Below are 26,492 nucleotides of genomic sequence, written 5' to 3'. Positions count from 1 at the left end.
CGGCTTTAAATCGGCGCTGCTATTTTCTCTTAAAGGCGGGAGTAAAGAGAATGAGTAAGCAGAAAACTACCGATTTAAGAAATGGTCTGTATCCATGGGTTGTCGTGGTAATGCTCCTTGTTGCATACACGCTGTCTTTTATTGACCGGCAAATTATTTCGCTGATGGTTGGCCCTATTCGCGAAGATTTGCATATATCGGATACACAATTGAGCCTGTTGCAGGGGCTTGCCTTTGCTTTGTTTTATACCTTGATGGGTATTCGTATCGCCAACTGGGCCGATAAACATTCGCGCCGGAATATCATTGTTTGGGGCATTGCAATCTGGTCTATTATGACGGCCTTTTGTGGTATTTCTAAGAACTACTGGACACTGTTTCTGGGGCGCTTGGGTGTTGGGGTTGGTGAAGCGGCTTTGTCGCCTGCATCATATTCGATGATTACCGACTATTTTTCTGCAAAACGCCTGAGCACGGCTTTATCTGTTTACGGCGCTGGGCCGTATATTGGTTCTGGACTTGCTTATATATTGGGCGGTGCAACGGTTTCTTATATCGATAGCCTTGGGCAATTATCCGTACCAGTTTTAGGGGATATTTCTAGCTGGCAGGCTGCTTTTTTGGTGGTTGGCCTTCCTGGCGTGCTGGTGGCACTTGTGATTTTAAAGTGGGTGCGTGAGCCAGAGAGAAAATCAAGCGGGGTGCTGGAAGAGCATGAGACCTCTTTCTTGCGGGGTGTTCTGCCTTATATGGCCGGGCACACCCGGTTTTATTTGTGCCATGCTTTGGGAATGGGCCTGATTTCCCTAGTTGCTTACAGCACATTTTCTTGGCTGCCGACATATTTTGTTCGCGTTTACGATATGCAAATTGGGGAAGTGGCGCGCAATATAGGCGTGCTTATATTGGTATTTGGTACATTAGGCATATTTGCCGGTGGGCGCTTAGCGGATTACTTGCAAAACAGCCGGTCTTATAGTGACGGGGCGATGCGTAGTGTTTGGCTGGGTTCGATTTTGCTGGCGCCTGCTGTGATGGGTGCGACAATGACTGGTTCTGTCGCTGTTTCGTTTTTCTTTGTGGGTGTTGTTTTCTTTCTGGTTGCTTTCCCGTTTGGCTCAGGTGTGGCAGCCCTTCAAATGGCAACGCCGCCCCATTACCGGGCTCAGGTTTCTGCTGTTTATCTGTTTGTCACTAGCATTATTGGGCTTGCTGTGGGGCCAACAGCGGTGGCGATGTTTACAGATTATGTTTTTAAAAATGACAATGCTGTTGGGCAGTCGATTGGTGTTGTTGGGGCGATAGCAGGCATTGGTGGATGTGTTTTGTGCTACCTTGCCCTGAAGCCCCTTCGGAAAATGCTGAACCAAAATAAGGGTTAGTTCTGCCGGTCCTTGTGGAAGCAGAAACTTTGCCACTATAGCTTAAAGGAGCATGACTATGATGAAATCAATAAAACAGGCTTTGTTAACATGTGTACTTGGCGGTGCCATTCTGTGCCCTGTAGGTGCAGAGGATCAGGCCCCTTCAAAATGGGGTAAGGATGATACCATAGGATCAGCTAACTATCTTACACCAGAGCTGGCTTTGAAAGCGGCAGGGTTGGTGACAAATGGTAAGGTGTACGGCCTTGGTCTTCCCGTGAGTAGTTCAACGCCAGCAGTTGCCCCGCGCACGATAGCCGTTAATGTGTTTATGCCGGGCCAATACGGTGGCGCGACACTTGGATCCAATAAAGCAAGTTACCTCGATGACATGATTACGGGCTGGATGGGCATTGGAACTCAGATTGATGGCCTTGCCCATGCCGGCCAGAACGGCACTTTCTATAATGGAAATAAGGCAATCGATTTTGTCACACCTTCCGGTGTTAAAAAACTAAGTGCCGCTGACATTCCCCCAATTGTTACGCGGGGTATTTTGTTAGATATTGCTAAATACCGTGGGGTTGAGCGGCTTAAGGAAGGTGAAGTTGTTACTGTAGATGAACTGAAAGCGGTGGCTGAACAGCAGGGTGTTGAAATTCGCCAAGGCGATGTTGTTATCTTGCACACTGGCTGGCTCTCATTGCTGGATGAAGACCCTGATCGTTTTGGTGCGGGCGAACCGGGCCTGAATAGGGCGGGGGCTGAGTATCTTGCCAGTAAAAATGTTATTGCTGTTGGTGCGGATACGTGGGGCATTGATGCTGTTCCATTCGCTGATGATACTGTTTTTGATGTTCATGTCACCTTGCTCTATGAAAACGGTACGTACCTTTTGGAAGCCATTGACACGCGGGAACTGGCTGCAGACGGCGTGTATGAGTTTATGTTTGTCCTTGGGCAACCGCGTTATGCGGGCACTGTTCAGGCGATGATTAATCCAATTGCTATCAAATAATAGGGTTTGATAGGCCCAACGGTCTGAACTCCGCTACGTAAGTAGCATTTGGGCACCTTTGGTAAATTCCCAACCGGGGGTGTCTCTTTTTTCTATTTGATCTGGTGGTGCTGAGCGCAGGGAGGGGAGAGTAGATGAGTAATTTTCTTGGTAAAGAATGGCTGAAAGACTACACAAAACACTTGATAGCCGATCAGGCGTGGGCGGCAGCAACAGCATATTTTTCTGGCCGCATTGGTTTTCGCTGTGGCACTTTGAGCGGTGTTGTTGAAATTCAGGCAGGTAAAGTCCAGGGTGTATTTTCCTCAGAAGAGGCTTTGCCAGCAGATTTTATGCTGGTTGGCCCAGAGGCAGAATGGCAGCGCGTTCTCTCTGGCGAGACAGACTTTTTCAGAGGCCTTTCTGAAGACCACGGCGACCTCACAATCGAGGGGGATGCCGCTGCAGCCATGCGTAGTGCCAAAACCATGTGGCTTGCGCTTGAGATAATGTCACGAGTTGGCGGCACAAGTTGCTGTGATGCAGTATCCTATTCGCCAGACCCTGAACCCTCTGGCAGGGCAGTGACGGGGCGTTATATCGAGGTTGATGATATCCGTACTTACTATGAAGAGGCTGGTGAAGGGTATCCCCTTATCTGCTTTCATGCCGCTTGTCAGGATACATTAATGTACCGGCATGTTCTGGATAATCTTTCTGATAAATTTCGAGTTATTACTGTCGATGCCCCAGGGCACTCTAAAAGCTTAATGCCAGAAGCAGGTCCGTTTACCAGCCTTACACAGCACTGTGAATTTAATGAGAAGCTGATGGATAAGCTTGGTTTGGTGCGCCCTGTTATTCTTGGGTGTTCCATGTCTGGTAATCAGGTGCTTGAGCTAGGGAGCAGGCGGCCAGACAAGTATGCGGCTATTATTTCTGCTGAGGGGGCCGATTATACACCGACGATATCTAAATTCATGCTTGATATGCTGCTCGTGAACGGACAGCAAATTCTGGAAGGGTATTCTCAGTCTATCACCGGCAATCGCACACCGCCTGATCGGGCGCGTGAAGTGGTTTGGCAATTAATACGTGCTGTGCCTGAAGTGATGAAGGGGGATTTAGCAGGTTATGCCGGTTTTGATATGCGCAGTGAGGTGGGAAAAATTACGGCACCTTTATTGTTAATTAGGGGTGACGCTGATTGGCTTGTGTCACAGCAGCAGGTTGACGAGACAGCATCCAGAATTCCCTGTAGCAAGGTTACTGTCCTTGAGGGTACAGGTCATTATCCGATGATCGAGAATCCGGTTGAGTTTAATGATGCTGTACGTCAATTTTTAAACGAGGTAGGAATTAGTTGAAAATATAGCCGTTTGTTCATGTCATAAATGAAGGCGGCTACATTTCTGGAATCGTCTTTCATCACCATGGGGCCTTGGTGTCTAAGCCCTGCTGCGCGCCTTATATTAATAAGGCGGTTTAATTATGCTCAGTGTTGTGTCATAATTCTATTTTGTTGAGCACAATAAGTTTTGTGTTGTGGATATAATGACAAGTGTAGAGTTTTATGAAGAGCCCAAAACAAGATCGTCGTTCTGTCATTTTGGATACCGTCATTCTGCTTCTTGCAGAAAAGGGCTTGGCGGGCATCACGCACAGGGCAACAGATGCTGCTGCGGGCTTACCGCAGGGATCAACCAGCTATTATTTTCCCAAGAAATCTGATTTGCTGCGTGCAGCGGCGCTTCATTTGGCGCTTGAACTGGAAAAAGACTGTGACCGCCTTCAGGTTGGTTTTGCCGGTGTTGTTGCCAAGGACGGCCTCGATAAGGCGATTAATTATGTGGCAGGGGAATTAATTGATACAATTGATGAAGCCAAACATTTGATGTTGGCGCGTATTGAACTGACACTTGCTGCAGCCCGTGATGAGGAATTATCAGATATTGGTGAAAGGCTTTTGGTTGCAGGCAAGCGACCAATTGAATTTTTCATAAGCCTTATTTCTGGCGGTAAAAATGATGTTCCAATAGATACCTATGTTGGTATGATTGATGGTATTACACTTATGTATGCAAATGGTCAGAATTCACAGCCTGCCAAAGATCAAGTGGCTGTTGTTATCAGATCCCTTATTGCAGGGGTCTGAGTGCTCTGTTTCAAACGAATAACAGGTAAGAAGCGCCCCTAGCCGGGAAGGTGCCAAGGGCGCTTATAGGTAAGCTACATTTTGTAGCGGAGTGTTAAACCGTACGTTCTAGGCTCATTATAAATTGTGTAATAGAAACCTAAGCTTGCCAGGTCATTCATATCTGCAATATAGCGTTTGTCTGTGACGTTTTTGACGAAGGCGTGCAGCTCGACGCCTGTATTCAGAAGGGATATACCTGCATCTAGGTCCAGCTCACCGTGACCTGAGCTTTGCATTGGCGATTCGTTCACTGGGCTGAAGTAAACCTTTGATTGATAAGAAAAATTACCACCTAAAAAGGCTTCTGCATCATCAGTAACATTAAACGTATAGCGCGCACCAAGTGCCATTTGAAGTTTTGGCGTCTTGTCTAGGCGCTGCCCGGCAAAATCACCGCGAATTGGGTCATCAAACTTTGTATACTGGGCATGGAGTGCGGATAGACCAAAGTTGATGTCTAGTCCCTGTAGTGGCCTTGCTTGTAGCTCAATTTCAGCGCCGTAAATTTCAGCTGAGGCATTCTGCAAGCGCTGCAGGATAGCCCCATCCGGGTTCGATTCGAGGCTGAATACTTGCATGTCTTTATAATCATAATAGAAAGCTGCAAGGTTCAGGCGTACATGACGGTCAAACAGATCAGACTTCATACCTATCTCAAACGAGTCCAGCTGTTCTGGGGCTACTCCTGAAAGCTCTTCTATTTCAAAGACGGCGCCGGTGTTGTGACCGCCAGAGCGCACACCGCGTGTGTAGCTTGCGTAAGCACTGATATCATCATTAAAAGAATAGTTTGCAGCAAACCGCCACGTTGGCTTTTTCAGCTTGTCTGTTGTGTTAACAAAGCCGTCGATTGCAGGGTCATGTGGGTTACTGTCCACAAGTCCGATAACCGGCTCTTCTGTCGGGCGAAGCGATCTGTCAGCATCAGCATTTACAGGAAAAGCGACGCTGCGGAATGTCAGGTCTTTTTTGTCGTTTGTATAGCGAATGCCGGCAGTTAGTGTTAGTTTGTCTGTTACATCATAATCAGCTTGGGCGAACCCTGCGAAGCTGTCAGTGGTTTGTTCAAAAGTGCGCTCTACGTACATAATAAAATTTGCAGGATCAAAATATGGCTCAAGTGGGTTAGGGTTAAATTCACGCAGGAAGGTGAAGTCAACAAGGCTATCGAGCTTTTCGTGTAGGAAGTAGGCACCAACAACCCAGTTCAGACGGCCTCCTGCATTTGATGCAATACGCAGTTCTTCACTGATTTGTTCTGATGTTTCATCCCACAGCGTGCCACTTGCAATGGCATAAGGTGACCAGTCTTCATCTGTACTTAGGCGGCGGTGGTTTCTTACATAACCTGTTATTGATGTAACGCTTATGCTTTCGCCGTCATAGACAATAGATAGGCGGTCACTGAGGTTATCTAGCCGTTCATAGTTATCTAAGATATCAGTTGGCATATCGCTTAAGTCGGCTGAGGGTATGAAGCCTGTTAGCGGGTTTGCGCAGATATTGATTGCCAGGATTTCATCACCAGTACAGTCACGTCCTTCTACAACATTGAATGTACCAAGTGCTTTGTGAGCAATGTCAGAGGTTTCGCTGCGGCCGCCTTCAATCTTGTTTGAAATTGTAATGTTATCAGTCGGTTTAAAAAGAAGCTGTAACCGAGTTGCATAATTGTCGATGTCATTCAGGTCACGGCCGTCGATGGTGTTAATTGCCCAGCCATCTCGCTGTTTAACAGATGCTGAGACGCGCACAGCAAGCGTATCATCTATGACAGCACCGCCGCCTGCTGCCTCAAGGAATAGCTGGTTAAAACGACCATACGTCACGGATGCTGACAAATCAGGTTCAAAGGTTGGCTGTTTTGTATAGAAATTTATAACACCGCCAGTTGTGTTGCGGCCGTAAAGAGTGCCTTGCGGACCTTTTAGAACCTCAATGCGGTCAATATCATAAATTTGGAAGAGTGCACCAACGCTTGAGTTTAGGAATACGTCATCAATGGTAACACCGACCGCACCAGAAGAGGCAGCATTAAAATCATTCACACCGACGCCGCGCAAGAAGATGGTGGGATTCGAGGCCTGAAATAATTGATTGATTTGCAGGCCTGGTACAAGTTTCGTTAGGTCTGTTGCATTACGCACGCCGCTTTGTTCAATTTTGGCACCACTTAGAGCAGAAACCGCAATTGGTACGTTTTGAATGTCTTGGCCACGTTTTTGTGCCGTAACGATAATTTCTTCAAGTTGAAAGCCTGTATTGTCTTGAGCGAGAGTTGTTGTGGATAGCGTCGTGCCCGCCATAATTCCAGCTATGAATAACGCACGAGGATAACTGTTTTTCATCAAATTTCCCTTTCCTGAGGATAGCAGCGGGCGTTTGCCGCGCCGCATGTTATTGCTGCACGCCACTCGTTTGAGGTTTGTTGGAATTGCCCCGCTTGGCGCGGGGTCTATGCTCTAGTTAGTCAAGGCGCACTGTCATCTCGAGTTCGATCATCAGATCTGGTGCCGCCAGTGCAGTAACGCCTACGCCTGTCAGGCTTGGTAGGTGACCATCGAACAGAATGTTTAAGTGGGGCATAACTTCTGCAATGGTTTCGGGCCTTAAGTCTGTCATGTAGGCGCGTACCATCACGATGTTTTTTGCTGATGCCCCGATAGCCTTAAGAGCGGCCTGAGCATTGGCCACAACCACTTCTGTCTGCCCTGATAGAGTATCAGGAACAGGTTCGCCGTTTGCGCGCCAAGCAACCTGACCAGAGATGAAAGCAAGTTTGCCAGCTTCCATGACTGTAATCTGTGAATAGCCTGCCGCGGCTGCGTCTGGCAGTGTGGACGGATTTAAATGTGTTATTGGTTGTGCAAAGCTAGGTATTGTGGCGGTTAGTGCTGTGATAATGGCGGCACCGCCTACCATCACTGTGCGTAAATATTTGGACTTCAACATGATTTCTTCCTTTAATATGATGGTCAGTTATGTGTCAGCTGCAATTGGCTCTTCCGTATCTGTTTTCTCAATTCTTTGGGTAAGGTGGTTAGGCATTAGGCAGGTAACCGAACCGTCATTTCCAGTTCTAGCAGCAGATCAGGCCCGGCAAGGTTGAGAACACCGATTGCAGTTATGCTTGGCTTTCCGCCATCAAAAAGCTCAATAATCTGAGGCATTACTATTCCTGCGGTATTAGGTAATATCCCGCCTGTAATAAAAAGCCGTGCCATAACGATGTCTTTCCCTGTAGCGCCAATTGCTTCCAGAGCTGCTCTGGAATTGGCAACCACAACTTCTGTTTGGCCGGCTAGTGTTGCGGGCACAGGTTTGCCGTTTGCTTGCCAGGCAACTTGTCCTGAAATGTATGCGGTACGCCCAGCTTCTGCGATGGTGATTTGCGAGTGGCCCATAGCACTGGCATCAGGCAGTGTTGTCGGATTCAAGTAGGTGATAGGTTGTGCCATTATTTTCTCTTTGTAATGATTTAATTAATAGTATAGAAAATTACTACATATGTAGAGGTTATATGTCAAGTAATAGAAGGGAAGCCTATCGGCTTTCGGACGTTGGGGAGAAAAGCTATTATAGAATAATGACTTGTGTTTTTATCTGTGCATAGATGTGTGCGCACTTGATCGAATGCCCAGTGCGGTTCAGGGGTAAAAATAGTAAAATACTAGTGTGGTAGTTAAGGAATCGGGCTACCTCAGGGCAATGAGAGAGGGATTTCCGTTGTTTCCTTAATGCGTTCCATAGCGAAGAACGATGACACGTCAACAAGGGGTGCGCATTTGATGATTTTTTTATAAATGCGGTCATAGTCATCAATGTCGCGGACCCGGATTTTTAGGAAATAATCCACATCACCGCTCATTCTGTGAAATTCCACAACTTCTGGGATGAGATGGATCCCTTTGGCAAATTTTTCTAGCCAGTCCTCGGTATGCTGATTGGTACGTACAGTGACATAAACAGTAACACCGCAACCAAGTTTTTTGTAATTCAAGAGGGCAACCTTTTTTAAAATATAGCCTTCTTCTTCCAGTGTTTTTAATCGCCGCCAGCAGGCATTTTGTGACAGCCCCACTTCTTCTGCCATATCAGCAATGGATAGGGTTGTGTCTTGTTGCAGTAGTTTCAACAAGCGAACGTCATAGCTATCAACTTTTCTCATGATAAAGCCATTGTATAAAAAATTATCCCAATATTTAATATTATTAAGGGATAATATGGGATTTTATGTGGGCGATAGCAACTATAATTTGTCTTATTGTAACAATAAGCGCAGGCCAGTTTTATGTTTAAAAAGATTTTCCTAAATCATCCTCAGTCCGTTGATGAAAGCTATTTTCAGCATTTTATTCAAGCATGTACATTTAGTTTTAAAATGTTTACAGGCGGTTTGGCCTGCCTTGTCCATGCCTTCATTCCGTGTTTGTGTGTAAGTACGGGTAGTAAGGCCATTGTAAATTTGCATGATAAAATGGTGATGAACCGTCATAAGCAAACCTCTCACCGTAAGGGTGATAATACTTCACATGAACGGGCAGCCTAAAGGTGTCAGCGCAGTTAACCGCTCAGTTTTTGCCGCTCACTCATCGCTGGAACCTATATGCCCCGGGGGTTATGGTTTCCTTTATGATTGCGGCGTCTGCCTACTATATTTCCAGCAGGCTAGGTGGCCCGGTTATGCTCTATGCCCTTCTGTTTGGCATGGCTCTTAACTTTCTATCAGATTCAGATAGGTGCCAGCCCGGCATCAGGCTTTCCAGCAAAACTATATTAAGGCTTGGTGTTGCTTTACTTGGGCTACAGATAACATGGCTAGATGTTGCTGCGCTTGGCCTGTCCACAATAGAGCTGGTTATTGCAGCGGTTACACTCACTATCATTGGCGGGGTGTTTTTAGGCAGGCTTCTTAAGCTTGACAAAAGTTACAGTGTTTTATCGGCGGGCGCTGTTGCCATTTGCGGTGCCTCTGCGGCCTTGGCTATATCCTCGGTTCTGCCAGTTGACAAAGAAGACAGTGAAAAACTAGAGAGCCAAACCCTTCTCGTAGTTGTCGGCGTAACGGCGCTTAGTACCATTGCAATGGTTTTATATCCTGTTCTTATTAATGCTATTGGGTTGGACGATAAAACAGCAGGGGTTTTCCTTGGGGCAACCATTCACGACGTAGCGCAGGTTATTGGCGCTGGGTATATGATTTCCGACGAAACAGGGCAGGTGGCAGCTGTTGTGAAGCTATTGAGGGTCGCATGTTTGGTGCCTGTGGTTATGATCATAGGGCTTATCTTTAGGTCAGAACTAGACGCAAGAAGGGGCAGTAAGCGGCCGCCCGTTATCCCGTTCTTTTTATTTGGTTTTCTCGCGTTTGTAGGGCTTGCTAGCATAGAGGTGCTGCCAGAGAGTATGGCGATCTTCCTCTCGGATGTGTCGCGCTGGTTTTTAATTGCAGCTGTTGCGGCGCTGGGCATGAAGACGTCACTAAAGAAACTGTTCACCATTGGATATGCCCCTGTTCTTGCGCTGGCCTTGCAAACATGCCTGCTCGCTGTGTTCGTACTAGCGGTTTTAATATGAAGTCTTTATTATTCATAAAGCGTAACTTTTCCTGAAATGTCACTGCTTCCTTGTTGTTATCTTACCTTTCGGGTTGGCTATGAACCATAGGATTAGTATTGCAGGTCATTCTGTGTTTGACCGAAGGATTGACGTTCATCTATAAGATTTTGATTATATATTTATGCCAAGTGTGAGAAGCGGTGCTGGTTTCCTTATAAGTTTATATAAGGTAGTAAGGAAAATAGTGATTAATCAAGGAGTGATGAATGCTCAATAAACCTGATGAAGGTTCGGATAAAGCCGATCTGGGTGAAAAAGCGTACCGGCTCCTATACAGAGAGATCATTCGTTGCAAAATCCTGCCGGGACAGGATATTACCGAAGCTCAAATGTGCGAGAAGTATGAACTAAGCCGCAGTCCTGTTCGTAGGGCTCTTGCGCTTTTGGCGCACGATGGTTTGATCACGCCAGTTCCCCGTCTTGGGTTTCATGTGTCTGATATCAGTTTGGTGAGCATTCGGCAAACCTTTGAGATGCGGGCTTCGCTTGAGGGGCTTGCTGCGCGTGCCTGCGTGGGGCGCGTTGATATTGATAAGCTGCGTGATTTAAACACGAGATATGTTGAAGGGGCACATGCTGGTGAACATGGCATGCTTGATGTGCACAATGAAATTCACAGAGAAGTATACGCAGCAACGAATAACCCGATCTTGGAAAAAGTGTTAAAGCAGTTGCTCGATCAGTCAAATCGTATTGCATACTTTGTTGTGAAGGTTGGTGGGCAAGGCCACGCCAGTAGTGATGTAAATATTGATGAACATGAAGCGCTTTTTACAGTTCTGGAAAAGAGTGATGCAGAAGAAGCAGCTCTAAGATTTCAATCACATGTGAGGGAAAGCGAACGACTTGTCATTGATGCTTTATTGAAATCTCGATATTTTAGTGATTTGCCTATCAGAATTAATAATAGCGAATACTGAAATTTCAATACTGAAATTTTGAAATTATAATGTAATTATTGACTCTGGTGTGCTCAATAAGCAGTCTTTGCTGCTTTAATTTTTTCAAATCATCTGATATTCCGCTGCGTATGTAGGCTTGGCCTACGTTGATGCACCATCCTGCTTTTTCTTTTTTATTCCCCGGTAACTGTGCTTTGGCGCTGAGCTTGTGCAGGCTAATAGGAGCCGCCTGTTTGGCTTTTCCAATAAGATAAAAGTTATTAATAGCGAGCTTTGTATTACAAAATTAGCTTAATGAAATTTCATAATTAGTTATTGACATTCCAATAAGCTTATATAAAAATGTTAAATAGATTTTGATCATATAAAGAAATGTGATCATATATAGAAATAATGTATAGAGGAAATGTCGCGCATAGACGCATAAGAAAGGGGTGGTTACTATGACTAAGAAAAGTTTATTATTAGCGGGCGCATGTTCGGCTTTGCTTTCTGGCGCAGGTTTAAGTGCTCAAGCAGCGGAGCCTTCATTCGATATTGGTGAAGAGATTGTTATCACGGCCCAACGCCGAGAAACATTGCTTGGCAAAACGCCAGTCTCCGTAACAGCTTTTAGTGGTAGGCAGCTCCAAAACGCGGGTATTGGTACGCTTGATGCTGTGGCAATTCAAACACCAAACTTCAACTATGTTGATACAGGCCTGCAGCCGCGTTACCGCATTCGGGGCGACGGCCTTCAAGTGTTTAATGACACCTCTGAATCGCCCGTTGGTTTTGCTGTTGATGATATTTTTTACGGTGCAGGTGCCCTTCAGCGCGCGCCTTTATATGATATAAACCGTGTGGAAGTACTGCGCGGTCCACAAGGCACGCTTTTTGGCCGTAACACAACGGCGGGTTTGGTGCAGGTTGTTACTAAAAAGCCAACAGACACATTTGAGGGTTACGTACAGGCGGGCTATGGTTCATTTGATGACAAAAGGCTTGAAGGCGCTGTAAGTGGACCGCTGGCTGATGGTGTCCGTGGCCGTGTCTCTTTCTATTATGATAAAAACGATGGCTGGCAGAAAAACCTTGGTATTCCGGGCGGCGTTAACTGGGCTTCCCGCGATGTGATGTCTGGTCGTGCACAGCTTGGTGTTGATCTTGGTGAAAATGCGACCTTGCTTTTGAAGGCGGCTTATACGGAAGATCGCAGTGTTGCACATTCTACCGGTGGGCAAGGAACGCTTGAGCCGGGCACGTTTGCGCCGTGTGCTACAGCACAGATTTTGGCAAATGAATGCGTGAACGGTACGGGTTTCAGTTTTGGTGAGCCTGACCCAAAGGTTATCTACAGTGATCAAGACGGCCTTCCTAATCATCTGGATTTTGCAGAATTCAGCGCGCGCCTTGATTGGAATATCACGCCTTACCTTCAGCTGGTTTCCATCACCGGTTACCTTGATTATGACCGTATTTTTGCGGAAGACGGTGACGGCAGTGCCCAAGGTGGTTTCCTTGGGAATGCTGAAGTGCCCTACACGCTTGATGCTCAGCAGTTCTCACAGGAATTGCAACTGCGCGGTGGCGGCGATGATGAAATCAATTGGGTTGTTGGTGGCTTTTACTATAATGATGACAGAACAGCGACCAGCACTGTTCCGGAATTCCTTGGTGATGCGATAGACACAATAGGCCGGATTAAAACAGAATCCGGGGCGGTTTTCGCAAGTGTTAACGTGCCTGTTACTGACACGATTGGTGTGGAATTCGGTGGCCGGTACACGAGCGAAAAGAAAGACCTTGATCTTGTTTTTGCTTTTGCCCCTGATGCAAATGACGGTGTAAAAGTTGATGAATTTACGTGGCGGGTGGGCACTAACTGGCAGATGACCGATGATGTTTTCCTCTATGCGAATGCATCAACCGGTTATAAATCACCTGACTTTAACACAACCCTTCTGTTTGGTGATGCAACAGCTGCGATACCAACGCAGCCAGAAAAAAGCTTCTCGCTTGAAGCGGGCGCCAAACTGAAGCTTGGCCCTAGAGTTAATCTTTCAACAGCGGTGTTCAGGAACCTTGTGAAAGACAAGCAGGCGACCGTTACGCAGATTGTAAACGCGCTACCAGTTGCCCGTCTTTTCAACTTTGGTGATGTGGAAATTTATGGTGCTGAACTGGAGCTTTCTGGCCGCGTTACTGATCAACTGAGTGTTATGCTTGGGGCAGCAGTGCTTAATACAGAGATTAAAGCTGATCCAACAACAACATACAGCACGGGGCCTGCTAGTGTTGCTACGCCGATCGACGGCAATGAACTGCCAGCGACACCGCATTTCACCGCTAATGGTTTAATTCGGTATGATTTTGATCCAACGTCAGTAGGTCAGTTTGCTGTGCAAGCAGACTTTAACTACACAGCCAAGCAGTTCTTCCAGGTGGATAATAACGACCGGGATTTCCAAAAAGGCTATGGCATTGGTAACCTTCGTGCCTTCTGGCATGATAATGATGATAAGTTCAATGTACAGGTGTTTGTTGAGAATGTCACCAACACTCAGTACGCCTCTTATGTGGTCACGCCGAACGGCTTTGATACACGTTACACATGGTGGGGCACGCCGCGTACATGGGGTGTTAGGGCTGGCGTTAACTTTTAAGCCGCCCCATACTGACATCATATGAAAACAAAAAGCTATCCGGTTGATATTTGGCCGGATAGCAGTGTCTTTGAAGACAGTTTTTCTAAGCCCTTTCTTCCATGTTGTTAGGAAAGTTAAGTGGGATCTACGTGGACAGGTTAAAATGAGTAAACATGAAATGGTAACTGAACGGCTGTATATTGGGGCCTCCCCGCTCGTTAAAAAGGCAGCGCCGGGTTTTAAGATTAGCCGTGCCGTGCGTGTCGGTGATTGGTGCATCACGAACGGGCAAATGGACATAGGCGAAAATGCGAGAGTTCTAAATACAGATGATATTATATCGCAGACCGTTTCATGTATGCGCAGTATTTATGAATTAATGGCCAGAACAGGTTTCTGCCTGTCTGAGCTGGCTCAGTTGCAGGTATTTTACCATGCAGATTTTATAGAGGATGAAGCAGCTTTCCGGGGCATGATCCTTGAAGAGTTTCCTGAGTGTGGGGAAGCTCTCATGATGATAACGCGGGTGCCCAGTTTTGCGACTGTAGGCCATGTTGTGGAAATTGATGCGATGGCTATCAAGGGACCACAGACATGTGTAGCAAATGAAAAGGGTGTTGTCACGGGTGTTCGGCGTGGTGATTGGGTGCTGGCAAGTAGCCGGGTAAACGGTGACAGTAAAGATATATGCGCGGGCCTTCGTACGATACTTGGTGAATTGGGGGCTGGTCTGAATGATGTGTGCCGCCTGTATGTTTATTATCCAGCTGACCTAACGGCAGCGGAACACAGTGATATTGAACGCGCATTGGCGGCGGCCTTTGCAGATATGCCGCCAGCATATCATGCGGCGCTATTGCCGAAGACCAGTAAATCCGATTTTGCAGTTGAGTTGGAAGTGATTGCGAATTCAGGCTTTGGGTTTAAAAAAATACGCCTTGGCCGTGCTACAGCCCCTTCTGCTGATATTGACTGGCCTTTTGCTGAGACACTGCGCTGCGGCGATGTTATTTTTACGAGTGGCCAATTTTCAGTGGATGAAACGGGGGCGGTTCTGCATGCAGAAAATATTGTGGCCCAATCCCGCGAGGTAATGCGCCGCTTAGGCAAGGCATTGAACAAGGCCGGCGCGGATTTTAGCGACCTTGCGAAGATAAAAACATATTTTGAAGGTGAGGCGGATCTCGATAATTGGTTGGATAACTTAAATGCACGCATGGAAAGCCTAAGCGATCCGGGGCCTGCATCTACGGGGATAGAAGGCTTGCCGCCAGTAATAGAAGGCACGCTTTTGTCTGTTGATGGGATTGTTATTTTAGACTCTGCGGACAATGACTAAAAGCCACGATTGATAGGGGCATCATGAACTTGAACAATTATAGATTGGGCAAAGTATGAGGCATATTCGCCGACACGCTATTCTTTTGATCATCACTCTCATGATCATCATCCATGCGATTGACCGGCTCGCGATTGTGATCTTGCTTGAGGATATTAAACATGATCTTGACCTCAGTGATGCACAGTTAGGGTTTTTGTCAGGCTTTGCTTTTGTTGCCCTCTATGTGCTTGCGGGTATTCCAATGGCGTACCTTTCAGATCGGTCAAACCGCAGTAAGCTTATAGGCAGCGCCCTTATGGTAATTGGCGGTATGACAATGCTGTGTGGGATGGCGCAAAATTTTGTTCAGCTTGCGTTTGCGCGGTGTGGTCTTGGCATTAGTGCTTCGCCGTGTGTGCCAGCAGCCCATTCAATTATTGCGGATATCTATCCGCCTTCTCAGCGTACAACAGCTCTCTCCATTACAGAGTGTGGTTTTTTTGTTGGGTCTTTCATTGGCCTTTGGGTTTGTGGGTGGATCGCGACAGATTACGGCTGGCGTGCGGCTTTTATAGCGGTTGGAATTTTGCCTATTTTACTGAGTTTTGTTGTTTTCACGTTCATGCGCGATCCGGTGCGGACAACCAAGTCACAAAAGGAAATTAAGCTAGGTTTTAAGGAATCACTAGGCACCATCATTGGTGTGCCTGCTGTTCGCTGGTATGTGGTTGGCAGTTCACTTGCTGTTTTTGCACTTGCGGCCATGATGACGTGGCTACCGACATTGATGATCCGGTCTTATGACATGACACGAACAGAAGCGGGGGGGCTTATCGGTGCTATTAACGGTGTAGGCGGTCTTGTTGTAACCATTTTGGTGGGCGTAATGGCGGACCGGTTAGCCCGCCGCGATAACCGCTGGAATCTTTGGATCCCTGCAAGCCTGTTTGCCTTAAGTGCGCCGTTTGCTGCTCTGACATTCTTAAGCGATACACCGACAAGCATTCTTATTTATTTTGCTATATCTGCGTCGCTTGTGCCAGCGTGCAGTGCGCCCATCATTAGCTACTCCCAGCAAATCATGCCGTCGAATGTGCATGCCATGATTACAGCCCTGATATTCTTGATGCTGAATATTGTCGGTTTCGGTGCGGGGCCTTTAATCGTGGGGGCTTTTAGTGATTTTCTAACGCCGATTGTGGGCCAGCAAGAAGCTCTGCAACAGGCGCTTCTTTATCTGGCGGCGCCTGCCCTTTTCGTTGGGGGATGCTTCGTGGCGGTTGGGTCCTATCTTTCTGTGAACACGAAAGCGGCGGGTGCAGTGACGCAGGCTGGATAGATATGTCTGCGCTGTATATTTAACTCATTATCTGGAGATGCTCTGATGAAGGCTCTGCTATCCACCGCGCCAGGCGGCCCTGAAACACTTGAATTGAGGGATATTCCATCACCAACGCCAAGTGCAGGGCAACTGCGTGTTCGTGTACTCGCCTGTGGTATCAACTATCCTGATGTGCTGGTGATAGAAGATAAATACCAGTTTAAACCGCCGCGCCCGTTTGCGCCAGGCAGTGAAATTACTGGTGTGGTGGAAGAGGTTGGCGAAGGCGTGACCGGCTGGGCGGTTGGTGACAGGCTGATTGCTATGCTGGGAAGCGACGGCGGGTTGGCGGAACAAGCACTTGTAACGGCGGGTCAGGCGATAAAACTAGGGCCAAAATTTGATCCGGTTGAAGGCGCGGCCCTTATTTTTACCTACGCAACAACCATCCACGGGCTGGTGGACCGAGGGGCGCTGAAAGCAGGGGAAACCCTGCTTATTATGGGTGCTGCGGGCGGTGTTGGCATTGCGGCTATTGAAATAGGCAAAGCACTAGGCGCAACTGTTGTGGCGGCTGTTTCCAGTGAAGAAAAAGCGGCTGCCGCCCGGGCGGCGGGCGCAGACCGTACCCTCATTTATGGCAGGGGACCGTTTGATAAGGAGGCCTCCAAAGAGCTGGCTAAGGTGTTTAAGGAAGCTGTTGGCCCGAACGGTGCTGATGTTATTTATGACCCTGTGGGCGGTGATTATGCCGAAGCTGCCCTCCGTAGTATTGTATGGGAAGGGCGCTATCTGGTGGTGGGCTTTCCTGCAGGCATTCCGAAAATGCCGCTTAATTTACCGCTTTTGAAATCTTGCGACATACGTGGTGTGTTTTGGGGCGGTTTCCTGCAGCGGAACCCTGAACGCAACCGCCAGCATGTGGAACAATTGTTCAAATGGTGGGCTGGTGGGCAGATCCGCCCTCGCATTGATAAAGTCTACTCCCTTGCAGATGGCGGTGCGGCGATTGCCCGCCTTGCCAGCAGGTCTGTGATTGGGAAGGTAGTTGTGCGCCCTTGCGAGGAATAAACCGACTATCAAGGTTATTGCCCAGTTTATTACTATGCCTTGCATTAACGACAGCAAGCCGTGCTGGTGAACCTATCTATGACATTGCGGCGGCACCGTTTATGATGGATCGGGTGCACAGGGCCGGGCGGTGGATGTTGCAATCAAGGGTGACAGAATTGCATATGTGGGTGATCTTTCAGGTGTTCGGGCCAGCCAGATAATTGATGCACAGGGCCCCGGCTGGCAGAAATAGGATCCCAGTTAAACGAGCTCTGCTTCAACCCAGTCACGGGCAATATAGGCGATACTGTCGCCTGTGTGAATGATTGGGTCCAGCCGAACGGCGATTAGAAGGACATCGGTTGGTAGTGTAACCGTTTCCAGCAGGATGCCGGTAAAGTCAGTAATAGTACCAAGGGGTTCGCCCGCTTTTACAAGAACACCGGGTTTAAGGGGAGATTGCCAAATGCCACCAGTATCAATGTTCAAGTGACCGCGGGCGCTGACCAGATATGATTTTTTTGCCTCCGCAGGCACTGCCTGCATGGTCAGCATGCCAAGCTCTGCACACACACTGCGGTAGCACTGTATCCCTAGTTGCACTTCTTCGGGGGTAGCACGCTGAGCGACACCGAACTCAACCATAAAGGCGGGTATCCCGTTGACCATCGCCATATAATCGAGCGCACCAGCATGGTTGCCGGGATGTTCCCCAGCCCCAGGCAGAACGCTTTGATGGCAAACGACGAAGGGGTCAAAATGTTTTAGAAACCGGTAAAGGTAAGCAGGCTCAATAGGGCAATTGGGAGGTAACTTATAAACGCCGTATATTTTGCTGGCAAAATCAGTGCCTTGTGCATGCATGCTTAAGAGAAGGTCAGGCTTCACCGCCAAAATCTCACAGAATAAACGATGAGCCATGCGCTCGGTTATAAATCCGTTTGGGCGACCCGGAAAACTGGTGTCAAGGTTTTGACCAAAATCCTGCTGTGTTGCCCATGTTCGGCTTTCAAGGGCAAGGGGATTACCGCTTGCCGTGAACACAACAGAGCCCTTAAGTGACGTAGGGTCAAGGCTATTGCAAAATTCTATGCCAGCAACAATGGCGCAGACCTCTGTGCCGTGCACCTGTCCGTTAATCCACAGGGTCGGGCCGGCTTCGCTGCCGATCACAACGATATAACTGATTGCGATGTTAGCACCAGTAGCGCGTGTACCCAGTGTAATTCTACCCCGATTAATGCTGCCGGGTTTGCCTTCTTCGATAATACGATCAATCACCGTGTAAGCTATCTCGGGTTGTTCTTGCATTGCCGCCTCTTCATAATCGAATGTTTTATGAAATGTCAGTATAAACATTCTGAAAAACACAAATCAATGAAATTTTCATGAAATGGTTATGGCAGGGATGTATAACAAAGAGAATTAATCTAGAAGATACAATAAAAAGTGCTTGTGTGGCTCGGCTGTTTATATAGTAAATACAGGTATATATGAAAAAAAATAGCTAAATATAACGCAGCTATATTTTTGAAATTTTAAATTGCTTTATTGACATTCCATAAATCAATAAATAAAATGTCAATAGTAGAGAGTAATGCTCCAAAGCCTGCGGCCGCAATGAAATGACATGGTTGTAGTATCTGGGAATAAGAGATCGCTGAATACAATGCACAAAAACTTATTAAATCTGAGGGCAGATATTATGGTCCCTAGCTTTGGCTTCTTTTGTCAGCAAGAAATGGAAAATGCTGATCAGAGTAAAGTGTTTGCATTATGACCGCATTTAACTCAAATCATGATATAGTCGCTAATGAAAAAGCCTTGATGCAATCTGGTGTTCGCGACAACGTCGGTTTTCTTATTCTTAACCGTCCAGAAAAGCGTAATGCAATGTCAGCTGAGATGTATGACCTGTTTAATGAGGCGATGAGGTCTCATCAGGAAAATACAGATGTTAATGCCATTTTGATTGCGGCGAACGGACCGGCTTTTTGTGCGGGTGGTGATCTTGATATGATCAGTAAAGCAAAGAGCGGTGTTATTGATGCTAATAAGCTTGATCTTGATTTTTTGCAGCCGGGTGTCATTACAAAGCCGATTGTGTGCGGTGTTACTGGTCCTTGTGTTGGTGAAGGTTTTGCGATGGTTCTTGCCAGTGATTTAGTGGTTTGTGGCACATCAGCACGGTTTGCGTTGCCGGAAGTAGCGCTAGGTATTCCGCCCGTTGATATACCCCTGCTTGCAGCGCGCCGCCTTGGTGCAAACTATATACTTGAGGCACTACTGACAGGTAACTGGAAAGATGCACAGTGGGCAGATAAGGTTGGTCTGGTGAATGAAGTTGTGTCGGATGAGATGGTTCGGGACACTGCTTTTATTCTGGCATCTAAAATTGCATCAGCGCCGGTTTCCAGTGTGGCTTTGGTGAAATCACTTGTTTATGAAGCAAGGGTGCCAGGCGGCGCTTCGGCCCTTAGAAAACACGGTGCTGAAATCCGGACGCAGATTCGTGAAAGTGCCAGAAATTAAGCTATCTGGCTCAAGGTAATAAAATCATGGTAGTGATCTAATGAATAAAATTTTACACCGTCCTGATGTAGAGTGTTTGACAGGTGAGGCCTTAAAAGACCTTCAGTTCTCAAAGCTGCGCAAACAACTCGTTCGTGTTTATGAAACCTCCCCTTATTATCGGGAAAAATTTAAAACTGCGGGCGTTGATCCGCACCGCTTTCGCTCATGGGAAGATTATGCGGCATATCCATTCTTTGACAAAGAAGAAGAGCGCATCAGTCAAGAGCGCTCACGCGAAGAACTAGGGCATCCGTTTGGTATGCATGTAACATGCGATGTTCGTGATATTAACCGAGTGAGTGCTTCATCGGGTACAACTGGAGCGCCTACTTATATTGGATACACGGCAAGGGACCGTGCCGTTTCAGAAGATCATTTTGCTAGAATGGCAGCAAGGATGGGCCTAGTGCGTGGTGACAGGGCGATGTTTGCCGGTGTCATGAGCATGTGGGTTGTGGGGATCCCGTCTGTTGATGCCATGCTGAACCTTGGGTACGGCGTTATCCCGATTGGTGGGCTCGCAAAAACTGAGCGGCTTGCACAGACAGTGATTGATACACGTCCCGACTTTTTTATGTGTACTCCTTCTTATGGATTGCATCTGATCAAATCAGTTGCGGAGAAAACTCGGTGGCGGACAGAAGATTTTGGTATAAAGAAAATCCTAGTGTTTGGGGAACCGGGCGGCAGCATTCCTGAAATCCGTGAAAAGCTGTCAGTAGGTTTTGGTGGCGCTGAGATTTACGATATGTCTGGTGGTACGGGGTGCACGAACCCTTTGGGCGTTTCATGTGAAGCACATAGTGGTATCCATACCTTTGCTAATGATAATGCCCTTATGGAAATTTTGGACAAAGACTTAAACCCATTACCGCTTGAAAACGGGATAGAGGGCGAAATTGTTTTCACGGGCTTAGTGAAAGAGTGTCAGCCCCTTATCCGGTGGCGTGACAAAGACCTGATCCGTGTTTACACAGATCCGTGCCCTTGTGGGCGTCCGGGCCCGCGTATTGAATTCAGAGGCCGTATTGATGACATGTTGCTCGTTAAGGGGGTGAATGTATTCCCTACTGCCGTGCGTGATACAGTGGCGCGGAGTTCTGAATTGGTGAGCGGCGATATTCAAATTTTGCGTTATTCGTCTTCAGCGGTGGTAGAAGCCCCGGTGGATGTTGAAGTATGCCTGAAACCAAACGTGGGTACAGAACCGCTTGATAGACTAAAGGCGCGACTTGAAGACGCTATACAGAGCAAATTGAGGTTCCGCGCACGCGTTCATTTGGTTGCCTCATCTGACTTTACGCTTGATTACGGTGCAACAGGAAAAGCCAAGTTGGTTCGAACACTTTCAAAGCCAAAATATAAGTAATTCGCTGTTTGCTTAGGGTGCTGGCATCTGTTCAGTACAAATAATCTCAACAATATAAATGTTCGTGCTTCGGCTCGCATTGAGCCGGAGGCAAACAATAGAGGATTACCAAGGGTGTTAGTGAACGCGTCCCGTAAAGGGCAAGCTATTGTTTTGCAATTATCTAATGGTTCAGCAAACGTGCTGGGCATAGAGAACGGCATGGTCGCTGCTTTAAGGCAGGGCTTGAAGCAGGCTATGGCAGATCCTTCTTGCAAGGCTGTTATTCTAACAGGCTCAGATGGGGTATTCTGCGGCGGTGCAGACCTCAAGGAACTACACCTTGTTGGTGCTATGCGAGATTTTCTGAATAGTGTTGAAATGTCAAAAAAGCCTGTTGTTATGGCCGTCAACGGCATGGCCCTTGGGGGCGGTGTTGAGCTGATAATGGCAGGTCATTACCGTATAGCTAATGCTGGTGCGCGTTTTGCTCTGCCTGAAGTAACTATGGGGCTACTACCAGGCGTGGGCGGGACGCAGCGTTTGCCGCGGTTGGTTGGGGCAGAGCGAGCCCTTGATATGATGCTGTTAGGTAAGACCATTGTTGCTAAAGAGGCTCTTTCTTGCGCTCTTATTGATATTGTTGTGGATGGCTGTGCTGTAGAAGCTGCCCTTGAATTGATTGATGCCGATGAACTGGCTGTGCGCAGAACAAGTGATTTGCCCGTTCCGCCGGATAAGATAATGGCAGTCAAAACCCGGCGCTCAATAATGAAACCAGTATTGAATAAGGCACCGCAACATATTCTAGACTGCGTAGAAGGGATGTCAGCCGATTTTGCTTCAGGTTTAAAGCGAGAGGCGGAGTTTTTTGAAAAGCTTGCAGACTCTGAAGTTTCAAAGGGTCTGCGCTATGCCTTTTTTGGGGAACGCACTGTTGTCCGGGTGTCGGCCTTGCCGTGTGAGGTTAAACCAAGATCCGCTACTTCAGTGGGAGTTGTTGGGTCTATCGCTTTACATGAGCACTTCATGGCAGCGTTACAGAAAGCTAGTCTGGATGTTACTGTGGTTGAGAGCTGTAATGGTGATCTCGCGGCCTTTGCCCAGGTTGACCTGGTAATAGATTTGGTGCCGGGGAGTTTGAAAGATAAAAAACAGCTTTTAAACCGTCTCGAGGCTGTTGTTTCAAGGGATGCTATGCTTGCGCTTAATGTCTCAGGGCACGATTTAGATGTGCTTTCTACAGGGGCACATGAAGCCACACGTTTGATTGGTTTTAAGGCACCTGATGACCAAGCAGCGCATTTGATTGAGGTCGCTCCTTGCCGCGCAACAGCATCTGGTGTGCTGGCAACTATAATGGCGCTGAGTAAGAAAATACGAAAAATAGCGGTTGTTACAGGCGCGTACGGTGCGTTCATCGGTGACCGGATTTTTGCAGCTTACAGACGTACGGTTCTTTCGTTACTTCAGGTTGGTGCGCTGCCACGTCAGATTGATGCTGCCCTAGAAGACTGGGGGATGGCGGCCGGGCCTGTTCGGGGTATAGGTATAGATAGGCCGAATACGCCGACCAAGGGTCAGCAGATAGAGGATGCAGAGATTATTCAAATGTGCCTGACAGCCATGATTGAAGAGGGCATCAGAATGATTGAAGAGGGTATTGCTTGCAGGCCCGTTGATATTGATGTGGTTGCTATACACAGGCTTGGGTTCCCGCGTGAAAGGGGGGGGCCTATGTTTCAGGCTGATTTCCTGAGGCTTAAATAAGTGGGTATTTTAGAAACTTCTATACTTTTAGTGTGGTGATCTTCCACCTGAGCTATGGCTCTATTTTTCCAAAAGCATCAATATAGGTACGCACGTTATAGAGATCAGTTATGCTATTTTGGGTTATTCGTTCATATGGCGACTTTCCTCGAAAGGCATAGTCATGGTTGTTCCCCGTCAGAGCCTATGTTTCAGAATTGATATTGTAACTAAGTGAGTGTTTTGGTTTCATAGTAGTGACGTAAGGAACGGAAATGAAAGCAAAACAGAAAGCCCCTAAAGTTTCGGCAAGCAAAGTGGTTAAAGACATTCATAGAGCCACTCGCAAGCAGTATAATGCGGAAGAGAAGATCCGCATTATACTGCTTGCGCGGTGAAGACAGCATTGCAGAGCTTTGCCGCAGGGAAGGCATTGCTCAGGGCGTCTATTACAAATGCTCGAAGGACTTTATGGAGGCAGGCAAGAAGTGTTTGGCGAGGGATACTTCACGGGCGTAGCGCATGAAAGCATCTCCCACAGATTTAAAGCGCCCCATATCGCCAGAGGCATACGACTTTAAAGCCTGCTCTTTGCGGCTGGCCCGTTCTTTAGCTTCGGTTTTAGTGGCAAGGGTGGCTGAGTAGCGCTTGCCCCTATAGCTGACGACTGCGCGCCCTTTGGTGCCGCGTTTGGTGAAGGATGCCATTCAATATCTCACTCTGGTGCATATTTGGTGCACGCACATTCAAATTATTTGGAACAATGTGGCAACATATGGAAATAGCGCACAAGCAAAAATTAGCGCTAACCCTTGGTTTGAAAGGGTTTGATATAAATGAATATGTTTTGGAAATTTTGAATTGGTGCCCTGAAGAAGACTCGAACTTCCACTCCCGTAAAGAGAACTAGCACCTGAATATAGAACCTAAGCACGTCTATTATTTTACGTTAATTTATATAGATTAATATTATCCAATAATATCAAGGTATTATGGCGATTTGTATTTAATATGTCATAAGATGAATTAAAGTAATTTTAAAGGGGATGAATATTTTTTGCAAAATGGCGGGATAAATTTTTAAATTTCTGATTTATTGTTAACGTATGATGCCACCATTTATCTTAATTCAGATGTCATATAGCGCAATCATCGTTCTGGAAAAGCAGAATAAGCTAAATAAAAATTGACGCAATAAGCTAATTATAATACAGCATGAAAAGCTAAAATATAATCATCTCAATAAGCTATAATTGGATACATAATGGCAAGCCCTTCTGAGAAACTTGTTAGTTCGTTGGAGGCTTTGAAGAAACTGCAGGATCAGGGCCTGGGAGCAATTCGTTCTGCCGACCTGACACGCACACACCGGGAGCGTCTCTTGAAGCATGGTTTTCTTCAGGAGGTCATGAAGGGTTGGTACATTCCGGCGCGGTTAGATGATGCAGTTGGGGAAAGTACAGCGTGGTATGCGTCGTACTGGGAGTTTTGTGCTACGTATCTAACATCCAGATTTGGAAGTGACTGGTGTTTGTCACCAGAGCAATCCCTCCAGCTTCATGCCGGTAATATGCAGGTGCCAGTACAACTGTTGGTGCGTTCGTCTAAGGCCCGTAATAAAGTAACAAACCTCCCGCATGGAACATCCTTATTTGATGTGAAGGCTAGTCTGCCAAGTGAGCAAGACATTGATGTCAGAAATGGATTGCGGTTGTTTTCATTGCCGGTGGCGCTGATGTCTTGTTCTCCTTCCTACTACAGGCAATGTCCCACTGAGTTGCGTACAGCTCTTGTGGTGGTAAAAGATGCATCGGCTTTGCTGAGAGCGTTACTCGATGGGGGGCATAGCACGATCGCTGGAAGGCTAGCAGGTGCCTTTCGTAATATCGGACGTGACCGTCTTGCTGATGAGATACTATCCATAATGCGTGCTGCAGATTTTGACGTGCGGGAGCATGACCCCTTTGAAGAGAAGTTGCCCTCCGTGGGTAATTTAAGAGAAGAAAATCCACTTTCGGTGCGTATTAGATTGATGTGGCAAAGAATGCGGGCAGACATCGTTGGGCGGTTCCTTGCGGCTAAGCCCAAAAAGGATGTGCAGGTGTATCTTGCAGATGTTGATGATATATACGCCACTGATGCTTACCACTCGCTATCGATTGAAGGTTACCGAGTTAATCATGATCTCATTGAGCGTGTTCGGTCAGGAGACTGGAACCCAGACGCGGAGGAGGTGGATAGGCAGCAACGTGATGCTATGGCAGCCCGAGGTTATTGGCAGGCCTTCCAGAAGGTCAGGGAAAGTGTCAAGAAATGCCTTGAAGGTGAAAACCCGGGTCGGGTTGCAGATGAGGATCATGGTGGTTGGTACAGGGAGTTGTTTGCGCCAAGTGTTGCGGTAGGTCTTTTAAAGCCTTCAGACTTAGCGGGCTATCGCAGTACAGCTGTTTATATTCGCCGGTCTATGCATGTACCTCCTTCGTCAGAGTCTGTTCGCGGTGCGATGCAAACGCTTTTTGAGCTTCTGGAGGCTGAAGAGGACCCTACTGTTCGTATCGTCCTCGGCCATTTCATATTTGTTTATATTCACCCGTATACTGATGGGAATGGTCGCACTGGCCGTTTTCTCATGAATGTTATGATGGCTGAAGGCGGGTACCCGTGGACTATTATCCCTGTGGAACGCCGTAGCGACTATATGAGTGCTCTTGAAGCCGCGAGCGTCGAGGGAAACATAGTGCCATTTGCAGACTTCATCGCGAGTTGTATTGTTGAGTGACTGTTCTGAGGATACTAAAAGTTTCAAATAGAGTTCTGACTAGGCTCATGACAAAACTCCTTTGCCATCCGTGTATCATATACCCAGCAATGAGGTCAAAGCTTTGACCTGCTTCCCGAACTTTAGACCACGTAATGCTGGAATTTTCTAATTATGCCCCCTGTTTGGGAGAAGGAGAATTCTATGAAAAGACGAAGTTTACCGAGGCGCAAATCGCGTTCATTTTGAAGCAGACGGAAGATGGCACGCCAGTATCTGAAATGTGCCGCAAAGCCGGCATATCAGATGCAACATATTATAATTGGCGGAAAAAATACGCAGGTCTTATGCCTTCAGAGATGAAGCGGCTCAAGCAGTTGGAGGAAGAGAACCGTCAACTCAAGCGTGTTGTGGCAGACCTGAGCTTGGACAAAGCAATGTTGCAGGATGTTATTAAGCGAAAGCTGTAGGGTAATACCCCCATATTTAGGGGGGATTACCATAGGGCCTGCCACGCACATGCTTCATCCCCTTTGATGTTAGAAAGCCTGCAAGCTCCTCAACCATATAGGAAGAGCCATTGTCACTGAGCAGACACGGCATATCAGCTTTGCGATCACAGCCAGATTCCGTTAGTGCCAGCTCAAGGGTATTACCGTGTA

21 protein-coding genes and 3 pseudogenes are annotated in these 26,492 nt (G+C 47.2%); 17 read left to right on the top strand and 7 right to left on the bottom strand.

Annotated features, from left to right (window positions below; genetic code table 11):
* Nucleotides 1-50 precede the first annotated feature (50 nt).
* The 4 genes from ICL80_RS01725 (at nucleotide 51) to ICL80_RS01710 (ending at nucleotide 4,516) form a co-directional block, all read left to right on the top strand.
* A complete protein-coding gene (locus ICL80_RS01725; protein ID WP_194214410.1) occupies nucleotides 51-1,382 on the top strand; it encodes a spinster family MFS transporter in 1,332 nt (443 codons plus the stop codon).
* 58 nt (nucleotides 1,383-1,440) lie between these two features.
* Entirely contained in the window at nucleotides 1,441-2,382 is a 942-nt protein-coding gene (locus ICL80_RS01720; RefSeq protein WP_194214409.1) for a cyclase family protein, read from the top strand.
* Between the two features lie 134 nt (nucleotides 2,383-2,516).
* Nucleotides 2,517-3,728 (top strand): alpha/beta fold hydrolase, encoded by a 1,212-nt coding sequence (locus ICL80_RS01715; protein WP_194214408.1) that lies wholly within the window; start codon nucleotides 2,517-2,519, stop codon nucleotides 3,726-3,728.
* A gap of 206 nt (nucleotides 3,729-3,934) precedes the next feature.
* Nucleotides 3,935-4,516: a TetR/AcrR family transcriptional regulator gene (locus ICL80_RS01710; RefSeq protein WP_194214407.1), complete on the top strand. Its 582-nt coding sequence runs from the start codon at nucleotides 3,935-3,937 to the stop codon at nucleotides 4,514-4,516.
* Between the two features lie 74 nt (nucleotides 4,517-4,590).
* Here the strand turns inward: ICL80_RS01710 and ICL80_RS01705 are convergent, their stop codons facing one another.
* From ICL80_RS01705 to ICL80_RS01690, 4 genes are all read right to left on the bottom strand, one after another.
* Nucleotides 4,591-6,906, bottom strand: a complete 2,316-nt coding sequence (locus ICL80_RS01705) for a TonB-dependent receptor (protein ID WP_194214406.1) — start codon at nucleotides 6,904-6,906, stop codon at nucleotides 4,591-4,593.
* A 118-nt stretch (nucleotides 6,907-7,024) separates the two neighbouring features.
* Complete coding sequence (locus tag ICL80_RS01700; protein ID WP_228073747.1) at nucleotides 7,025-7,510, bottom strand: RidA family protein; 486 nt, start codon at nucleotides 7,508-7,510, stop codon at nucleotides 7,025-7,027.
* A 95-nt stretch (nucleotides 7,511-7,605) separates the two neighbouring features.
* A complete protein-coding gene (locus tag ICL80_RS01695) occupies nucleotides 7,606-8,016 on the bottom strand; it encodes a RidA family protein (RefSeq protein WP_194214405.1) in 411 nt (136 codons plus the stop codon).
* A 242-nt stretch (nucleotides 8,017-8,258) separates the two neighbouring features.
* Nucleotides 8,259-8,726, bottom strand: coding sequence for an Lrp/AsnC family transcriptional regulator (locus tag ICL80_RS01690; RefSeq protein WP_194214404.1), 468 nt, complete (start codon nucleotides 8,724-8,726; stop codon nucleotides 8,259-8,261).
* A gap of 123 nt (nucleotides 8,727-8,849) precedes the next feature.
* Here ICL80_RS01690 and ICL80_RS01685 point away from each other — a divergent pair, with 123 nt between their 5' ends.
* The 7 genes from ICL80_RS01685 to ICL80_RS01655 all read left to right on the top strand — a co-directional run bounded on the left by ICL80_RS01685 (nucleotide 8,850) and on the right by ICL80_RS01655 (nucleotide 17,419).
* Complete coding sequence (locus tag ICL80_RS01685; RefSeq protein WP_194214403.1) at nucleotides 8,850-9,107, top strand: DUF6356 family protein; 258 nt, start codon at nucleotides 8,850-8,852, stop codon at nucleotides 9,105-9,107.
* Nucleotides 9,108-9,109: 2 nt separating this feature from the next.
* Nucleotides 9,110-10,135, top strand: coding sequence for a YeiH family protein (locus tag ICL80_RS01680; RefSeq protein ID WP_194214402.1), 1,026 nt, complete (start codon nucleotides 9,110-9,112; stop codon nucleotides 10,133-10,135).
* A gap of 248 nt (nucleotides 10,136-10,383) precedes the next feature.
* Complete coding sequence (locus ICL80_RS01675; RefSeq protein ID WP_194214401.1) at nucleotides 10,384-11,097, top strand: GntR family transcriptional regulator; 714 nt, start codon at nucleotides 10,384-10,386, stop codon at nucleotides 11,095-11,097.
* 425 nt (nucleotides 11,098-11,522) lie between these two features.
* Nucleotides 11,523-13,724: a TonB-dependent receptor gene (locus ICL80_RS01670; RefSeq protein WP_194214400.1), complete on the top strand. Its 2,202-nt coding sequence runs from the start codon at nucleotides 11,523-11,525 to the stop codon at nucleotides 13,722-13,724.
* A gap of 145 nt (nucleotides 13,725-13,869) precedes the next feature.
* Nucleotides 13,870-15,045, top strand: coding sequence for a RidA family protein (locus ICL80_RS01665; RefSeq protein WP_194214399.1), 1,176 nt, complete (start codon nucleotides 13,870-13,872; stop codon nucleotides 15,043-15,045).
* A gap of 55 nt (nucleotides 15,046-15,100) precedes the next feature.
* A complete protein-coding gene (locus ICL80_RS01660; protein WP_194214398.1) occupies nucleotides 15,101-16,366 on the top strand; it encodes a spinster family MFS transporter in 1,266 nt (421 codons plus the stop codon).
* 45 nt (nucleotides 16,367-16,411) lie between these two features.
* Entirely contained in the window at nucleotides 16,412-17,419 is a 1,008-nt protein-coding gene (locus ICL80_RS01655) for an NADPH:quinone oxidoreductase family protein (protein ID WP_194214397.1), read from the top strand.
* 243 nt (nucleotides 17,420-17,662) lie between these two features.
* On the opposite strand, the gene ICL80_RS01650 is transcribed toward ICL80_RS01655, so the two are convergent.
* On the bottom strand, nucleotides 17,663-18,712 hold the full coding sequence (locus tag ICL80_RS01650) for a M14 family metallopeptidase (RefSeq protein ID WP_194214396.1): 1,050 nt from the start codon (nucleotides 18,710-18,712) through the stop codon (nucleotides 17,663-17,665).
* A 465-nt stretch (nucleotides 18,713-19,177) separates the two neighbouring features.
* Between ICL80_RS01650 and ICL80_RS01645 the strand changes: the two genes are divergently transcribed.
* The 4 genes and pseudogenes from ICL80_RS01645 to ICL80_RS01630 all read left to right on the top strand — a co-directional run.
* Nucleotides 19,178-19,933 carry an enoyl-CoA hydratase/isomerase family protein gene (locus ICL80_RS01645; protein WP_194214395.1) on the top strand — a complete coding sequence of 252 codons (756 nt, stop codon included), beginning with the start codon at nucleotides 19,178-19,180 and terminating at the stop codon, nucleotides 19,931-19,933.
* Between the two features lie 40 nt (nucleotides 19,934-19,973).
* Nucleotides 19,974-21,344, top strand: coding sequence for a phenylacetate--CoA ligase family protein (locus ICL80_RS01640; RefSeq protein ID WP_194214394.1), 1,371 nt, complete (start codon nucleotides 19,974-19,976; stop codon nucleotides 21,342-21,344).
* 120 nt (nucleotides 21,345-21,464) lie between these two features.
* Entirely contained in the window at nucleotides 21,465-23,093 is a 1,629-nt protein-coding gene (locus ICL80_RS01635; protein WP_194214393.1) for an enoyl-CoA hydratase-related protein, read from the top strand.
* A gap of 254 nt (nucleotides 23,094-23,347) precedes the next feature.
* A pseudogene (locus tag ICL80_RS01630) lies at nucleotides 23,348-23,588 on the top strand (IS3 family transposase); the annotation flags it as partial.
* On the opposite strand, the gene ICL80_RS01625 reads toward ICL80_RS01630, so the two are convergent.
* Nucleotides 23,522-23,779, bottom strand: a complete 258-nt coding sequence (locus ICL80_RS01625) for a hypothetical protein (RefSeq protein WP_194215946.1) — start codon at nucleotides 23,777-23,779, stop codon at nucleotides 23,522-23,524. The pseudogene ICL80_RS01630 and the gene ICL80_RS01625 sit on opposite strands and share 67 nt — an antisense overlap.
* Nucleotides 23,780-24,336: 557 nt before the next feature.
* Here ICL80_RS01625 and ICL80_RS01620 point away from each other — a divergent pair.
* Together ICL80_RS01620 and ICL80_RS01615 are read left to right on the top strand one after the other, a co-directional pair.
* Nucleotides 24,337-25,851, top strand: a complete 1,515-nt coding sequence (locus tag ICL80_RS01620) for a Fic family protein (protein ID WP_194214392.1) — start codon at nucleotides 24,337-24,339, stop codon at nucleotides 25,849-25,851.
* A gap of 134 nt (nucleotides 25,852-25,985) precedes the next feature.
* A pseudogene (locus tag ICL80_RS01615) lies at nucleotides 25,986-26,294 on the top strand (transposase); the annotation flags it as partial.
* Nucleotides 26,295-26,331: 37 nt separating this feature from the next.
* Here ICL80_RS01615 and ICL80_RS18085 read toward each other — a convergent pair.
* Nucleotides 26,332-26,484 (bottom strand): annotated as a pseudogene (locus ICL80_RS18085) (IS3 family transposase); the annotation flags it as partial.
* Nucleotides 26,485-26,492: the final 8 nt, after the last annotated feature.

The sequence above is a fragment of the Kordiimonas pumila genome, assembly GCF_015240255.1.
In the GTDB taxonomy this organism is placed as follows: domain Bacteria; phylum Pseudomonadota; class Alphaproteobacteria; order Sphingomonadales; family Kordiimonadaceae; genus Kordiimonas; species Kordiimonas pumila.
This window is presented reverse-complemented; position numbering and strand designations above follow the sequence as displayed.

Bases quoted from the DNA above. Each gene is read 5' to 3' on its own strand.
- ICL80_RS01725 (WP_194214410.1), top strand. From the start codon at position 51: ATGAGTAAGCAGAAAACTACCGATTTAAGAAATGGTCTGTATCCATGG.
- ICL80_RS01720 (WP_194214409.1), top strand. From the start codon at position 1,441: ATGATGAAATCAATAAAACAGGCTTTGTTAACATGTGTACTTGGCGGT.
- ICL80_RS01715 (WP_194214408.1), top strand. From the start codon at position 2,517: ATGAGTAATTTTCTTGGTAAAGAATGGCTGAAAGACTACACAAAACAC.
- ICL80_RS01710 (WP_194214407.1), top strand. From the start codon at position 3,935: ATGAAGAGCCCAAAACAAGATCGTCGTTCTGTCATTTTGGATACCGTC.
- ICL80_RS01705 (WP_194214406.1), bottom strand. From the start codon at position 6,906: ATGAAAAACAGTTATCCTCGTGCGTTATTCATAGCTGGAATTATGGCG.
- ICL80_RS01700 (WP_228073747.1), bottom strand. From the start codon at position 7,510: ATGTTGAAGTCCAAATATTTACGCACAGTGATGGTAGGCGGTGCCGCC.
- ICL80_RS01695 (WP_194214405.1), bottom strand. From the start codon at position 8,016: ATGGCACAACCTATCACCTACTTGAATCCGACAACACTGCCTGATGCC.
- ICL80_RS01690 (WP_194214404.1), bottom strand. From the start codon at position 8,726: ATGAGAAAAGTTGATAGCTATGACGTTCGCTTGTTGAAACTACTGCAA.
- ICL80_RS01685 (WP_194214403.1), top strand. From the start codon at position 8,850: ATGTTTAAAAAGATTTTCCTAAATCATCCTCAGTCCGTTGATGAAAGC.
- ICL80_RS01675 (WP_194214401.1), top strand. From the start codon at position 10,384: ATGCTCAATAAACCTGATGAAGGTTCGGATAAAGCCGATCTGGGTGAA.
- ICL80_RS01670 (WP_194214400.1), top strand. From the start codon at position 11,523: ATGACTAAGAAAAGTTTATTATTAGCGGGCGCATGTTCGGCTTTGCTT.
- ICL80_RS01665 (WP_194214399.1), top strand. From the start codon at position 13,870: ATGAGTAAACATGAAATGGTAACTGAACGGCTGTATATTGGGGCCTCC.
- ICL80_RS01660 (WP_194214398.1), top strand. From the start codon at position 15,101: ATGAGGCATATTCGCCGACACGCTATTCTTTTGATCATCACTCTCATG.
- ICL80_RS01655 (WP_194214397.1), top strand. From the start codon at position 16,412: ATGAAGGCTCTGCTATCCACCGCGCCAGGCGGCCCTGAAACACTTGAA.
- ICL80_RS01650 (WP_194214396.1), bottom strand. From the start codon at position 18,712: ATGCAAGAACAACCCGAGATAGCTTACACGGTGATTGATCGTATTATC.
- ICL80_RS01645 (WP_194214395.1), top strand. From the start codon at position 19,178: ATGACCGCATTTAACTCAAATCATGATATAGTCGCTAATGAAAAAGCC.
- ICL80_RS01640 (WP_194214394.1), top strand. From the start codon at position 19,974: ATGAATAAAATTTTACACCGTCCTGATGTAGAGTGTTTGACAGGTGAG.
- ICL80_RS01625 (WP_194215946.1), bottom strand. From the start codon at position 23,779: ATGGCATCCTTCACCAAACGCGGCACCAAAGGGCGCGCAGTCGTCAGC.
- ICL80_RS01620 (WP_194214392.1), top strand. From the start codon at position 24,337: ATGGCAAGCCCTTCTGAGAAACTTGTTAGTTCGTTGGAGGCTTTGAAG.